The 13,324-nt window shown below is 54.4% G+C and carries 13 protein-coding genes; 8 read left to right on the forward strand and 5 right to left on the reverse strand.

The genetic code is table 11. The features are described from left to right. Positions 1–16: 16 nt before the first annotated feature. Positions 17–1,450 (reverse strand): Asp-tRNA(Asn)/Glu-tRNA(Gln) amidotransferase subunit GatB, encoded by a 1,434-nt coding sequence (gatB, locus tag R6U41_RS03420; protein ID WP_410268430.1) that lies wholly within the window; start codon positions 1,448–1,450, stop codon positions 17–19. 186 nt (positions 1,451–1,636) lie between these two features. On the opposite strand from gatB, the gene R6U41_RS03425 reads away from it, so the two are divergent. The 5 genes from R6U41_RS03425 (at position 1,637) to R6U41_RS03445 (ending at position 5,935) form a co-directional block, all read left to right on the forward strand. Then, a complete protein-coding gene (locus tag R6U41_RS03425; RefSeq protein WP_410268431.1) occupies positions 1,637–1,831 on the forward strand; it encodes a DUF2065 domain-containing protein in 195 nt (64 codons plus the stop codon). Next, complete coding sequence (gene queA / locus R6U41_RS03430) at positions 1,828–2,913, forward strand: tRNA preQ1(34) S-adenosylmethionine ribosyltransferase-isomerase QueA (RefSeq protein WP_410268432.1); 1,086 nt, start codon at positions 1,828–1,830, stop codon at positions 2,911–2,913. Before R6U41_RS03425 ends, queA begins: the two co-directional genes overlap by 4 nt. Positions 2,914–2,945: 32 nt before the next feature. After that, positions 2,946–4,061, forward strand: a complete 1,116-nt coding sequence (gene tgt, locus R6U41_RS03435) for a tRNA guanosine(34) transglycosylase Tgt (protein ID WP_410268433.1) — start codon at positions 2,946–2,948, stop codon at positions 4,059–4,061. Positions 4,062–4,234: 173 nt separating this feature from the next. Next, a complete protein-coding gene (locus R6U41_RS03440; protein WP_410268434.1) occupies positions 4,235–4,456 on the forward strand; it encodes a NifU family protein in 222 nt (73 codons plus the stop codon). Positions 4,457–4,753: 297 nt separating this feature from the next. Next, entirely contained in the window at positions 4,754–5,935 is a 1,182-nt protein-coding gene (locus R6U41_RS03445; protein ID WP_410268435.1) for a pyridoxal phosphate-dependent aminotransferase, read from the forward strand. 33 nt (positions 5,936–5,968) lie between these two features. On the opposite strand, the gene R6U41_RS03450 is transcribed toward R6U41_RS03445, so the two are convergent. After that, positions 5,969–6,172 (reverse strand): FmdB family zinc ribbon protein, encoded by a 204-nt coding sequence (locus R6U41_RS03450; protein WP_410268436.1) that lies wholly within the window; start codon positions 6,170–6,172, stop codon positions 5,969–5,971. Positions 6,173–6,336: 164 nt separating this feature from the next. Between R6U41_RS03450 and amrB the strand changes: the two genes are divergently transcribed. Beyond that, positions 6,337–7,203, forward strand: coding sequence for an AmmeMemoRadiSam system protein B (gene amrB / locus R6U41_RS03455; protein ID WP_410268437.1), 867 nt, complete (start codon positions 6,337–6,339; stop codon positions 7,201–7,203). Further along, complete coding sequence (locus R6U41_RS03460; RefSeq protein ID WP_410268438.1) at positions 7,200–8,054, forward strand: glycosyltransferase family 2 protein; 855 nt, start codon at positions 7,200–7,202, stop codon at positions 8,052–8,054. Before amrB ends, R6U41_RS03460 begins: the two co-directional genes overlap by 4 nt. Here R6U41_RS03460 and hrpA read toward each other — a convergent pair. The 3 genes from hrpA to R6U41_RS03475 all read right to left on the reverse strand — a co-directional run bounded on the left by hrpA (position 8,051) and on the right by R6U41_RS03475 (position 12,110). Continuing rightward, entirely contained in the window at positions 8,051–11,173 is a 3,123-nt protein-coding gene (gene hrpA, locus R6U41_RS03465; RefSeq protein WP_410268443.1) for an ATP-dependent RNA helicase HrpA, read from the reverse strand. The two genes, R6U41_RS03460 and hrpA, sit on opposite strands and share 4 nt — an antisense overlap. Positions 11,174–11,582: 409 nt before the next feature. Then, positions 11,583–11,744 carry a hypothetical protein gene (locus R6U41_RS03470; RefSeq protein WP_410268439.1) on the reverse strand — a complete coding sequence of 54 codons (162 nt, stop codon included), beginning with the start codon at positions 11,742–11,744 and terminating at the stop codon, positions 11,583–11,585. Between the two features lie 165 nt (positions 11,745–11,909). After that, complete coding sequence (locus R6U41_RS03475; RefSeq protein WP_410268440.1) at positions 11,910–12,110, reverse strand: cold-shock protein; 201 nt, start codon at positions 12,108–12,110, stop codon at positions 11,910–11,912. Positions 12,111–12,468: 358 nt separating this feature from the next. Between R6U41_RS03475 and R6U41_RS03480 the strand changes: the two genes are divergently transcribed. Then, positions 12,469–12,717 (forward strand): hypothetical protein, encoded by a 249-nt coding sequence (locus R6U41_RS03480; protein WP_410268441.1) that lies wholly within the window; start codon positions 12,469–12,471, stop codon positions 12,715–12,717. Positions 12,718–13,324: the final 607 nt, after the last annotated feature.

Genomic DNA, 13,324 nt, shown 5'->3' on the forward strand with positions numbered 1-13,324 from the left:
TTCTCCGAAACTTCAGCTATTGCTCCAGTCGCTTTTTTAGCACCTCGTTGACCACCTGGGGATTGGCCTTGCCCCTGGTCTCCTTCATGACCTGGCCGACGAAAAATCCCATGAGCTTTTTCTTGCCCTGTCGGTATTTCTCCGCCTCATCCGGATGATCGGCGATCACCCGGTCCACGATGGCCTCGATTTCCCCCTGGTCGCTGACCTGCACCAGGCCCTTTTTTTCAACAATGGTTTTGGCGTCATCTTCAGAGTCCGCCATTTCATCAAACACGGTCTTGGCGATCTTTCCGCTGATCACCCCGCTGTCGATCAGCTCCATGAGACCGGAAAACCGGCTTGGGGATATGGGCGATTCAGTGATGTTGATGCCCCGGGCGTTTAAAAGGCCCGTGAGCTCACCCATCATCCAGTTGCTCACCAGCTTGGGCCGGTTGACCATTTCCAGGCACTGTTCAAAATAATCGGCAAACTCCCGGGATGCGGTCAGGACCCCGGCGTCGTATTCCGGCAGGCCGAAATCGGCGATAAACCGGGCCCGCCGCTGGTCCGGCAGCTCGGGCAGGTCTTTTTGGACCTGGTCAATCCAGGTGCGGTCAATGACCAACGGCACCAGGTCCGGATCGGGAAAATAGCGGTAGTCATGGGCTTCTTCCTTTCCCCGCATGGATATGGTCCGCCCCTTGTCCGTGTCCCACAGCCGGGTTTCCTGAATGATTTCTTCGCCCTGTTCCAGGACTTCGGTCTGGCGGTCGATTTCCCAGGCCAGAGCTTTTTCCACGAACTTAAAGGAATTGAGGTTTTTTAACTCCGTGCGGGTGCCGAATTGCTCCTGTCCCTGCGGCCGGACCGATACATTGGCATCACAGCGGAAACTGCCTTCCTCCATGTTGCCGTCTGAAATATCGAGATAACGCAAAACCGCGCGCAGCTGCCGCAAATAGGCCCCGGCCTCGGCAGGAGAGCGCAGATCCGGCTCGGATACGATTTCAATCAAGGGCACGCCGGTGCGGTTGTAATCCACGTAGCTTACGGGCCGGTCCGGATCATGGATGAGTTTGCCCGCATCTTCTTCCATGTGAATGCGGGTGATGCCGATGCGCCGGGTGGTGCCGTCTTCCAGTGCAATGTCCACGCAGCCGTTTCTGGCAATGGGCAGCTCGTACTGGGAAATCTGGTATCCCTTGGGCAGGTCCGGGTAAAAATAGTTTTTCCGGGCAAACCGGCTGGTGCCCTCCACCTGACAGCCCGTGGCAAGGGCCATTTTCATGGCATATTCCACAACAGAGCGGTTGAGCACCGGCAAAACACCGGGCATACCCAGACATACCGGGCAGACATGGGTGTTGGGCGCGGCGCCGAATACAGTGGAGCATCCGCAGAATATTTTTGTCCGGGTTTTGAGCTGGGCATGGACTTCCAGGCCGATGACGGGTTCATAGCGCATGTGTGCAGATCCTTAACCTGTTTTACGTAAAATTGAACAGCTTGATAAATGCCGTGGTTCCAAACCCCTTATCTGCCACGGCTGCAAATCTTTTTCAAGTCCCGGGCGGTTTTATTTTTGACAATCCATAAAGCCGGCAGATATAGTAAACGATTTGAATAACGAAGCAACTCAAGGATACTATCTATGGATTTTTTTCTGTGTGTCATCGGCATGGTCATGATTGTTGAAGGCCTGCCCTATTTCACCTTTCCCGACCGGATGAAGGAAATGATGGCCAGGGTCCTGGAACTACCGGATCAGACCCTGCGCATTTTCGGATTCACCCTCATGTTTCTGGGGCTGATTCTGACCTATATCGGCCGGAGCTATTTCAAATGAACCCAAACAGCGTCACACCGGAGCAGAACCCCTATGACATTGGCGCCTATGACTATGACCTGCCCGAGGAATTAATCGCCCAGCACCCGGCAGACATCCGCCAGGATTCGCGCCTGCTGGTGGTTTCCAGGGCGGACGGGACCACGGCGCACCGGCGCTTTTATCAGATCGCGGATCTTCTTTGTGCCGGTGATGTGCTGGTGGTCAACAACACAAAAGTGATTCCGGCCCGGCTGTTCGGGCACAAGGCCTCCGGGGGCAAAATCGAGGTGCTGCTCATTGATTACGCCGGCAGAAAACAGACCGGCACCCGCCCGGACCGGTTTGAATGCCGGTGCCTGATCCGGGCATCAAAGGCCCCGCCGCCCGGGACCCGGCTTGTTTTTGATGACAGTCTGCATGCAGAGGTAATCTCGGCTGAAAACGGCACGTTTGTGGTGGAATTTACCTGCTCGGCCCGGTTTGAAGAAATCCTGCACAAAATCGGTCATGTGCCCCTTCCCCCCTATATCCGCAGAACCGGGCAGAAACACGACAGGCATGCCTATCAGACCGTGTATGCCGCGGAAAACGGGGCTGTGGCCGCCCCCACCGCAGGGCTACATTTTTCCCGCGGCCTGCTGGAAAAAATCCGCCAAAATGGGGTGGAGATTGCTGAAATCACCCTGCACGTGAGCTACGGCACCTTCATGCCGGTACGGGTCACAAACATCCGCGAGCATCAGATGCACACAGAGCACTATGAGATCAGTGCGCCGGCAGCAGACCGGATCAACGCAGCCCGGGCCAATGGCCGAAGGATCGTGGCCGTTGGCACCACATCCGTGCGCACCCTTGAATACGCGGCAGACGATTTCGGCCACATCCAAAGCGGCTCCGGGCAGTGCGACCTGTTTATCTACCCGGGATACCGGTTTAAGGCAGTCGATGCCATGATCACCAATTTTCACCTGCCCCGCTCCACCCTGCTGATGCTGGTAGCCGCATTTGCCGGAAAAGAAAATATCATGGCGGCCTACCGCGACGCCATTTCCGAAAGATACCGGTTTTTCAGCTATGGCGATGCCATGTTCATCCAATAGACCAACACCTGCATCCGGAAAAAAACAACCTTATGTCTGTTTTTGCCATTGAAGCCCAAAGCTCTGAAACCCGGGCGCGGACCGGATCCCTTGCCACCGCCCACGGCATTGTGAAAACCCCGGTGTTTATGCCCGTGGGCACCCTGGGCACGGTCAAAGCCCTGTCCCCGGAGGAGATTTCGGCCTGCGGGGCGCAGATCCTCCTGGGAAACACCTATCATCTTTATCTGCGGCCCGGATGCGATGTCATTGACATCTTCGGGGGTCTGCACGGGTTTATGAACTGGAACGCACCGATCTTAACCGACTCGGGCGGGTTTCAGATCTTTTCCCTGGCCAAAATGGCCAAAATCACCACAGACGGGTATGCCTTCCAGTCCCATATTGACGGCTCCCGGCATTTGATCTCCCCGGAAGATGCCGTTGACATCCAGCTCAGACTCAACTCCGACATTCTCATGTGCCTGGATCAGTGCATTTCCCATCCGGCAGAGGAAAAACAGGCACAAGCCGCCCACGAACTCACCCTGGACTGGGCCGCGCGCTGCCAAAAGCAGATGCAGGCAAGAAACCCGGGGCAGAACCTTTTGTTCGGCATTGTCCAGGGCGGCATGTATCCGCACCTGCGCCGGTTGTCGGCCCGGGGCCTGGCGGAGCTGGATTTTCCCGGCTATGCCGTGGGCGGATTGAGCGTGGGCGAACCCGTTGCACTCATGCATGAAATGGCCCGATCCACCCTGCCGCTTCTGCCCGAAAACAAGCCCCGGTATGTCATGGGCGTGGGCCGGCCAGAGGATCTTGTGGAAATGACCGGGTTTGGGGCGGATATGTTTGACTGCGTCATGCCCACCCGAAACGCCAGAAACGGCCAGCTTTTTACGGCCTTTGGCAAAATCAACATCAATAATTCAAACTTCCGCACTGACACCGGTCCCATCGAACCCGGCTGCACCTGCTACACCTGCCAAAACTTTTCCCGGGCCTACCTGCAGCACCTTTACCGCTGCCGGGAAATTCTGGCCCACCGCTTAAACACCATCCACAACATCCATTACTACACCACCCTGATGGCCCAAATGCGCTCGGCCATTGAAAAAGATCGGTTTTCGGCCTTCCGGGATGCGTTTTACAACAAAAGACGGCAGTAAAAACAAGTCCCATGGCTTTGGGCAATATCCGGATGAATTGCCCTTTGCGCCCCCAAAGGCGTGGCTGAAAAATATCATTTGCAAATCAATGGAATCTGGCTTATAATTATTATTTAACCCTTGAAAAAACAAATGGTTAATCCAACACTGACAAACGCATAAGGAGACAAGAGATGAAAGAACAAGTACAGGCAGTGATCGATAAAATCCGTCCGTCGTTGCAGGCAGACGGCGGGGACGTGGAACTGGTGGATGTGGAGGACGGCGTGGTCAAGGTCAGACTTCAGGGCGCATGCGCCGGATGCCCCATGAGCCAGATGACCCTGAAAAACGGAATCGAGCGGCTGGTGAAAAAGGAACTGCCGGAGATCAAGTCTGTTGAATCCGTGCAGTAAGGCCATACTTGATGGCGCCATCTGAAATCAGACTTCCAAGGAAGTCCAAGGGCGGGGTCGGCTTTTGAAGCGACATTGAGCGTTTTTGCATAAAGATTTCAAATTGTTTGAGGAAGACAGGGCGGGTTTGTCAATTTTAAGCAAAGGCATTTGATCAATCCGCAAAAACGGTCAGGAGCGAAAAAGCCGACGCCGACCGCAGGGCTTTCTTCCTTCAAAAACAGCGGACGCGGTAAAAAGCTTTTTACGGTGCCATCATACTTGATACAACCCGAAGGGATCACAGCGGAACGACTTATGCCAATAGCCAGAAAGATGGCGGATTTTATTGAAAAATCCTCCTGGATCCGGAAAATGTTTGAAGAGGGTGCGCGCTTAAAGGCCATCCACGGCGCAGACAACGTGTTTGACTTCTCCCTGGGAAATCCCAACCTGGAGCCGCCAGACGAGGTCAGAGACCATCTGGAGCAGGTCGCCGCAGATCCCGCATCGGGGCTGCACGCCTACATGCCCAACACGGGTTACCCCCATGTGCGAAAGGCAGTGGCCGATTTTCTGGGCCAAGAACAGGGAATTGAGATCACGGAAAACGAAATTATCATGACCTGCGGGGCTGCAGGCGGGCTCAACATTGTTTTAAAGGCCATTCTGGACCCGGACGATGAAGTCATCACCCCGGCGCCCTATTTCGTGGAATACGGCTTTTATGCCGACAACCACGGGGGAAGGCTTGTGGCCGTGCCCACCCGGCCGGATTTCACCCTGGATGTGGCCGCCATTGAAGCCGCCATAACCCCAAAGACCCGGGCGGTTGTTATCAATTCCCCAAACAATCCCACCGGACAGGTTTATTCCGCCCAGAACCTTGCGGAACTGGGCCAGTGCCTGGAGAAAAAAAGCAGGGAAATCAACCGGCGCATCTACCTGGTCTCGGATGAGCCCTACCGAAAGATCGTTTATGACAACATCGAGGTGCCCGGGGTGTTTGACTGTTATGCAGACAGTGTCATGGCCACTTCCTATTCCAAGGACCTGTCGCTTCCGGGCGAGCGCATCGGGTTTGCAGCGGTCAACCCGGCGGCAGATGAAAAACAGCAGCTGCTTGCGGCCATGGCCCTGGCCAACCGGATTCTGGGTTTTGTCAACGCCCCGGCCCTGATGCAGCGGCTGGTTGCCCTGGTGCAGGGGACCAGCGTGGATATTGCCGAATACGACCGCAAGCGCAACCTTTTGTGCGACGGCCTGGAGCGCCTCGGATACCGGTTTGTCCGGCCCGCGGGCGCATTTTACCTATTTCCCCAAAGCCCGGTCAAAGATGATGTGGAATTCGTGGGCGCCCTGCAGCAGGAGCGCATTTTAGCGGTGCCGGGCAGCGGATTCGGCGCGCCCGGTTATTTTCGGCTCAGCTTCTGCGTGGCCGATCAGACCATCACCGATGCCATGCCGGGGTTTGAAAAAACCATTGCCAACTTTCAATAAGAGCGGCCCCCGGCCGCCCGTCCGGCATTAGGCTCAGGAAAATCCCGATGAACGATTCGGGCTGCATCCGCCGGAGAAATCCTTCCCGGTCCCGCCGATGGTATTGGCTGCGCTGATGCGCCGCTGCACCTCGCAACTGCCGCATTTGTCACATGCGGGGACCTCTTTGTCATTTCCCAGTACAAGGGCTTCAAAAACACGGCTGCATTTTTTGCACTGGTATTCATAAATCGGCATCAGAAAACTCCTGTGTCATGGTTCTATTTTTGGTTGTATTTATTACATGGGTTGCATTTCAGTGATAACATAACCATTTTCAGAATACAGGCAAGACACAGACACAATCAAAGCGCCCTGATCCACAGAGAAAAAAATCAGCCTTATAAGGAGGTGGGCCCATTATGCGTACGCGAAAACCCGCGTTTGCCGGCTCCTGGTATCCCGGGGATGCTCATGAATGCAAGCGCATGATCCGGTCGTTTCTGGAACAAAACCGCTTTGCCGCAGAAATTGCCGGTGCCGCGGCCGGCGGCATCGTACCCCATGCCGGCTGGGCTTTTTCCGGGGACCTGGCCTGCCGGGTCATTGCCCATGTGCGGGGCGATACGGCAGAGCCGGACCCGGACGTGGTAATCGTCTTCGGCATGCACCTGCCGCCCGGAACGCAGCCCGTTATGATGACCCAGGGCGCATGGCAGACGCCCCTGGGCGATATTGAAATCCAGGAGCAGCTGGCAGAAGCCGTGGCCGATCAATTTTCCTGTGCAATTGAGACCCCGGACAATTTTGTGCCGGAAAACACCATTGAACTCCAGCTGCCCTTTGTGAAACATTTTTTCCCTGATTCCAGAGTTGTCACAATCGGGGCGCCCCCTTCCCAAACCGCCCTGGAGCTGGGCCGGTTTGCGGGAAACAAGGCCGCGGAACTCAATCTTTCAGCAAAAGTGATCGGATCAACGGATCTGACCCATTACGGACCCGGGTTCAACTTCACCCCTGCGGGCACCGGACCGGATGCCTATCAATGGGTGAAGACCCAAAACGACCGTCGGGTCATTGACAAAATGCTGGAAATGGACGGCCCGGCAGTGATACAAGAAGGGCTTTCCAACCAGAACGCCTGCTGTGCCGGAGCAGCGGCCGCGGCCATTACCGCGTCAAAAACCCTTGGGGCCACCACCGGGCACTTGGTGGGCTACAGCTCCAGTTATGAAAAAAATCCCGGCAGCACTTTTGTGGGATACGGAGGCATTGTTTATACCCGATGATGGACAATGGGAGGCAAAACCCCCTTGTTTCAGTTATCATACCGGTTTACAACCGGCAGGACTTTATCGCGGATGCCGTGGACTCGGTGCTGGCACAAAAGTATGCACCCTTTGAACTCATAGTAGTTGATGACGGCTCAACTGACGACACGGCCCGGATTCTTTCGGCCTATGGAGAGCGCATCCGTGTCATCCACCAGGAAAATGCCGGGGTGAGTGCCGCGCGAAACCGCGGCGTGCGCGCGGCGGCAGCCGAATGGATCGCGTTTCTGGACTCTGATGACTACTGGCTTTCCGGAAAACTGTCCCGGCAGATGGCCTGGTTTGCCGAAAATCCGCAGATGCGCATCTGCCAGACAGAAGAATACTGGATCCGCAAAAAAAAGCGCGTGAACCCGGGCCGGCGTCATCAAAAGCAGCAAGGCCATATTTTTGAGCCATCCCTTTGGCTCTGCCTGATCAGCCCCTCTGCGGTCATGCTGCACAGATCCCTGTTTGAGCAGCACGGGGGATTTAACGAGGCCCTGCCTGCATGCGAGGACTATGATCTGTGGCTCAAAATCACCTGCACTGAACCCGTGGGCCTGATTCCCACGCCCTTGATCGTCAGGCAGGGCGGACATGCCGATCAATTGTCAGCCCGGCCCGGGCTGGACCGCTACCGGATTGCCGCCATCTGCCATGTCATGGCCTCGGGCCGGCTCAGCCCCGGACAATACCGGGCCGCTGCAGCCGCACTTTCGAAAAAATGCCGGATTTATGCCCAGGGATGCGAAAAACGGGGGAAACACAAACAAGCCGCCTGGTACCGAAACCTGATCCAGGATCCGTCTGCAGGGCTTATTTCCTAGGTCATTCTCTTGATTTCCTGATACATCTGCTTTAGCCGCTTTTCTGAGACCGGGACTGCGGTTTTTAATTCCTGGGCAAACAAAGATACCGCAAATTCCTGGATCATCCAGAAAAAGGCTTCCACCTGTCGGCGTTTTTCCGCGGATGCCGATTCATCCAAAGACCGGATCAGCTCGGAGAGAAACTCCTCGAACGCAGCCAGGCGCGCGGCCTTTGCCTTTTCCTTGTCCGGATCATTGATCCCCCGCTCGGCCCTTAAGCCCAAAGCCTCCAGGTATCTTGGAAGATGGGCCATGCGCTCTGTATCATAGAGTTCAATGAAATTTTCCGGCACCAATTGCGAAATCCGGGTGCGGATCTGGGCCAGAAGCCCGGGGGCCGGGCCGGCCTTGGAATGCCGGGTTTCAAAGCCGTGGATCTGCTGCCGGGTTTTGTGATGGGCCTCAAGCACCCGGAGCACGGCCTTTTGAATCTCCATGCCCCTTTCCATGATCCGGTTGATGTTTTTCTCCCCGTGGTCGTAAAATTGCGCCCGGGTCCGGATATTGACGGCAAACAGCTCGGTTTGGACCCTGTGCACCATCTGATCGGCCACCGCGTCAGCTCCCCCGAAATACACCGCCATGGGTTTTGCCGAAGCCGGCAGGCTCATGCTGCGGCGCAAATGCTTGAAGGATTTGGCAAAATAATGGGCATACAGGCAGGCCACCCCGTTTTTATGGGTTTCTTCGGCCTGACTGCGGTTGTCGAGCAGCCGCAGATCCCCCCCGTTTTCCCCGGGCACCAGGGCCGGATACACCGGCCATGCCTGCCCGCCGGCGCCGGACACGGAAACGGTTTCGGGCAGATCCGGCAGATCCCAGTCCGTGAGGCCCTGCTTTTCCCATTTTTGCCTTTCCTCCTGCAGGTCATCGGAAAGCCCCTCTTTTGCCGCACCCCGAGTCAAAACAGACCGGTCCCGGCCGGCGGCCAGCTCCTTTCCCTCCGGATCCACCAGGGAAAACCGGAGTCGGAGATGATCGGGCAACTCAGCCTCGCTCCATGCGTTTGCCGGAATATCCACATGAAAAGTCTCATGAATAAACCGGCTCAGACTGCCGGCAAGGGAATCGCGATACATGGGCATCTCGCTCATGATCCGCGAAACCGTTTCAGAAACCGGCACCAGCTGCCTGCGCCATTTTTTGGGCAGGTTGCGGATCAGGGCGGTGATTTTTTCCTCCAGCAGGCCGGGCACCACCCAGTCCGTGCTTTGTTTCGGCACCCGGCCGGCGGCCGAGGCCGGCACCCGGATGGTGACCCCGTCATCATCCCTCCCCGGATTAAACGCATATTCACAAACAAACCGCTGCCCCCCCAGCCGGATCTGGTCCGGGTACAGGGCCAGCTCGTCTGTGTCTGCATCAGCGGCCATAAGATCCTGTTCAGACATTTTCAAAAAATCGTCCGAACCCGCATCCCGGATCTTTTTTTTCAGGGTGCGCATGTCACAAACCCCGGAAAGCCGATCTTTGTAAAACGCCATCATCTCGGCCTCTCCTGCCAGCAGCTCCCGTCGGCGGATGCGGTTTTCCCGGTCCCGGATCTGCTCGGCCAAAGACCAGTTATGGGTCATAAAGGGCAAAACCGTGTGCACATCGCCTTCAATCAGGGCGTTTCGGACAAAGATCTCTTCTGCGGCATCCGGATCGATTCTGCCGTATAACACGGGCCTGGCCGAAACAATGATGAGCCCGTAGAGGCTGACCTGCTCGTCTGCCATCACGGCTTCGCGCTTTTTCTCCCACCTGGGGTTAAGATGGGTGTATTTGCACCTGGCCCCGCCCAGGGCTTCGAGCCAGGCCGGATCGATATTGGCACAGGTTCTGGCAAATTTCCGGGTGGTTTCCACGATCTCTGCGGCCACGATCCACTCACCGGCCTTGTTAAACAGCCCTGAGCCCGGAAAAATCATCACCTCCTGCTGCCGGGCGGCCCAGTAAAGGTTTTTTTCCCTGCGCCGGGCAATATTGGACAAAAAACCGCTGGTCACGGATTTGTGAACCGCGGTGTACAAATCGGAAAAATCCGGCTGCCCCTTTTTGGCCCCAGTCTTTTTTTCCTGGTTTTCGGGCCCGGAACCGGACAGGGGCCGGACCTGGAGCCCGGATTCGGCCAGCAGGTCCACCATCTGGTCATAGACATCAAACCATTCGCGCATGCGTTTAAATGAAAGAAAATAATCCCGGCAAAAGCGCTTGAGTTCGCCGGCCCGGACTTTCGGTCGGATGTTTTCACTGTTTTGGGTACAGGCGCAAAACAGGTTGTAGAGGGTGATAAAATCCGAGGCCCGATCCACAAAAGGCGCCCGTGCCTGATCGGCCTGGGCCTCCTTGCCCTCGGGCCGCTCCCGGGGATCGATCACGGAAAGGGCTGCGGCCACCACTGTGACCGGGCCCAGGCATTGGTTTTGGTCCGCCTCGATAAGCATCCGCGAAAGCCTTGGATCCAGGGGCATTTTGGCCATGATCCGGCCCTTTTGGGTCAGGCGGGGCATTTTGGCAGGCCCTTTTTTCCCCTTGGCCAGCTTTTCAACAGCTCCGAGTTCATCCAGGATATCAAATCCGTCTCTGATCTGTTTCTGCGGGGGGGCGTCCACAAAGGGAAAATCCCGGATCGCACCCAGGCGCAGGGAAATCATGCGCAAAATCACCTCTGCCAGGTTGGCCCGCAGGATTTCGGGCAAGGTGTATACAGGCCGGGACAGGTAGTCCTCTTCGGAATAAAGCCGGATGCAGACTCCGTTTTGCACCCGGCCGCATCTGCCCATGCGCTGGTCTGCGCTGCTCTGCGATATCGGGGAAACCGGAAGGGCGGTGGTGCGGGTGCCGGGATGATAGTGCGAGACCCGGGCCAGGCCCGTGTCAATGACGTACTTGATGCCCGGGATGGTAATGGAGGTTTCAGCCACGTTGGTGGCCACCACGATTTTTCTCCCCCGGGCCGGCTGAAATACCCGTACCTGGTCGGTTGCGGCAAGCCGGGCATACAGGGGCAGGATCACGGCGTTTTTGTATCTTCTGCCCTCAAGGATCTCGCATGTCTCGCGGATATCGCGTTCCGTGGGCATGAAGATCAGGACATCGCCAAAGGCAGACTCCTATTCAATGCGGTCCATGGCCGCGGCAGCCGCATCCACGTAAGAATATTCGCCTGCCTCACCGCCGGTATCCTCCGGGGGCAGCCAGCGCACCTCCACCGGATACATGCGGCCGGAGACCTCGATTATGGGCGCATCTCCAAAGGCTTTACCGGCGGGATCGCCCTGGACTGGATAAGGGTCGGGTCAGTATAACCTGCTGCGGTTACGCCCGCCGCGACGGCGGGATGAAACTTGAATGCTTTAAAATTCATAAATCCTCTTAATTGGGAGTGTACTTAAAAATGCCCTGGAACAATTCCTGGGCCTATAATTTGATTTCTTTGTCCGGGAAATCGACTTTTTACGAAACCATCAAACTTAAACTTTTTAAACTGAAATAATAATTTTATATTGATTCAGGATCTTCCACGATTTCCGGGCCATTGTCCTGCGGGTTTTCTACTTTTTCAGCTTTTTTATCCATCTTGCGCTGTTTCTTGAGTTCCTTTTTTTCCTTCTTTGCCAGTTCCTTCTGCCGTTTGTTAGATTTATAGTTTGATCTCGCCATTTTGCAATCTCCTTTGGGGGTTGCCGGGGGTGTTGGAACAATCAATAAATTGAGATATGATCATTCTTTTGAGCCGTGAGGGCGGGAATTGTGAAGCTGAATTTAGATAAAAAAGGCATCCCTTCCTTATGAGAAGGAATGCCTTTTTTGTAGAGTAGCAGAATATTAATTCACAGTAACATTTATAGCCGCAGGCCCCTTTTGACCCTGCTCTATGTCAAAGGCTACCCTGTCACCTTCGCTCAGGCTTTTAAAGCCGGTTGCGTTGATTCCTGAATAATGAACAAACACATCCGGGCCTTTTTCTTGCTCGATAAAACCGAAGCCTTTTTGGTCATTAAACCATTTAACAGTTCCATTTGCCATGATCGCATCCTCCTTTCAAAAAATTCTCAAGATTTAACCTGGAGGATGAATGCATTTAAAAAATGGATGGTTCCTTCAGAGAAAATCGCCCTGCCAAATGCAGGCAAAGCTGACTTGATTGTTTATACAATAACCCTTTTTATATAAAAAGCAAGGAAATTAAAAAAAATCCCGGATTGTCAATGGGGTATAAAGCCCGAAAAAGTAAAAATCCGGGAATACGGATTTTTTTTGGTTTGTATATTACTTGTTGTCCGGGCGTATTTGACAGTTTAAGGCTCCGGACGTACCTTTGAAATGCAGACAGGGCAGGAGCCCGGTATAAACGCAATGCAATTCCAAAAAAAGGAGGAGCCCAATGTATGACAAGGAGGAACTCTGCCAAAAGATCAAGGATATATATCCGGATATAGGCGAGTGCGGAATTAATGTGGACGTGGATTATGACAATGAAAAAAAAGCCTGGATCGTGGATTTGAAAAAAGATCAGCATGAGTTGAAAACCCACCTTGAGCCGGAAGATGCCGAAACCTGTATGCAGGGAAAACAATGCATCGGCCTTGGTCTGCAGATCGCACAGTTAAAGGAGAATATCAAAAGTTCCTGAATACCTTTGATGGTTTCGTAAAAAGTCGTGTTATAATGTCAACACGTAGAGACTAAGTCCTTTGCTTCTCCCGGCTCCGTAAACCGGGATATTGCAGGTGAGTATCATGCGGATAAGGTCGCTGCGGCTTGTCCGGCATTCACTTTGAACCCGACTGCGTTTTTTCAGCCCCTGATGATATACGCCGGTGAGCCGGTATATTTTCACCGGGAATTGCTGTAAATTGAGACATTTGCTTGACTCAGGCGAATGTGGTGATATGCTAAGGTTTTATTAAAGAAGATGCCGGTGAAATTCATCGAAAATCCGGTATCTGCAAAATCCGGGCGTCCCCCGGTGGGATTGGGCTGGCGAAAAAACAGCACAGGCATTATTTTTAATGAGTCGGTAAAAGTCTTTTTACACCAGTTTTAAGTAATTGAGTATTAAGTAAAATCAGAAAATTATTTCCATATTTGTTTTGATATCGGTTGTTTCTAGAAATTTTTTAAAGAACGTATAACAAGTTGGATGGAGGAAATAATGGCTGCATTTGATTTTAGCGCGGACGATATTTTCAAGCTGGCAGAGGAAATCGAGGTAAACGGTGAGCAGTTTTACCGCAAGG

Source organism: Desulfosalsimonas sp. (assembly GCF_046483245.1).
Taxonomy (GTDB): Bacteria; Desulfobacterota; Desulfobacteria; order Desulfobacterales; family Desulfosalsimonadaceae; genus Desulfosalsimonas.

What these genes read in the sequence shown, in the direction of transcription:
- tgt (WP_410268433.1), top strand. Translation starts at nt 2,946, where the DNA reads ATGTCTGTTTTTGCCATTGAAGCCCAAAGCTCTGAAACCCGGGCGCGG.
- R6U41_RS03475 (WP_410268440.1), bottom strand. Translation starts at nt 12,110, where the DNA reads ATGGCAAATGGAACTGTTAAATGGTTTAATGACCAAAAAGGCTTCGGT.
- R6U41_RS03425 (WP_410268431.1), top strand. Translation starts at nt 1,637, where the DNA reads ATGGATTTTTTTCTGTGTGTCATCGGCATGGTCATGATTGTTGAAGGC.
- R6U41_RS03440 (WP_410268434.1), top strand. Translation starts at nt 4,235, where the DNA reads ATGAAAGAACAAGTACAGGCAGTGATCGATAAAATCCGTCCGTCGTTG.
- R6U41_RS03450 (WP_410268436.1), bottom strand. Translation starts at nt 6,172, where the DNA reads ATGCCGATTTATGAATACCAGTGCAAAAAATGCAGCCGTGTTTTTGAA.
- gatB (WP_410268430.1), bottom strand. Translation starts at nt 1,450, where the DNA reads ATGCGCTATGAACCCGTCATCGGCCTGGAAGTCCATGCCCAGCTCAAA.
- queA (WP_410268432.1), top strand. Translation starts at nt 1,828, where the DNA reads ATGAACCCAAACAGCGTCACACCGGAGCAGAACCCCTATGACATTGGC.
- amrB (WP_410268437.1), top strand. Translation starts at nt 6,337, where the DNA reads ATGCGTACGCGAAAACCCGCGTTTGCCGGCTCCTGGTATCCCGGGGAT.
- R6U41_RS03460 (WP_410268438.1), top strand. Translation starts at nt 7,200, where the DNA reads ATGATGGACAATGGGAGGCAAAACCCCCTTGTTTCAGTTATCATACCG.
- R6U41_RS03445 (WP_410268435.1), top strand. Translation starts at nt 4,754, where the DNA reads ATGCCAATAGCCAGAAAGATGGCGGATTTTATTGAAAAATCCTCCTGG.
- R6U41_RS03470 (WP_410268439.1), bottom strand. Translation starts at nt 11,744, where the DNA reads ATGGCGAGATCAAACTATAAATCTAACAAACGGCAGAAGGAACTGGCA.
- R6U41_RS03480 (WP_410268441.1), top strand. Translation starts at nt 12,469, where the DNA reads ATGTATGACAAGGAGGAACTCTGCCAAAAGATCAAGGATATATATCCG.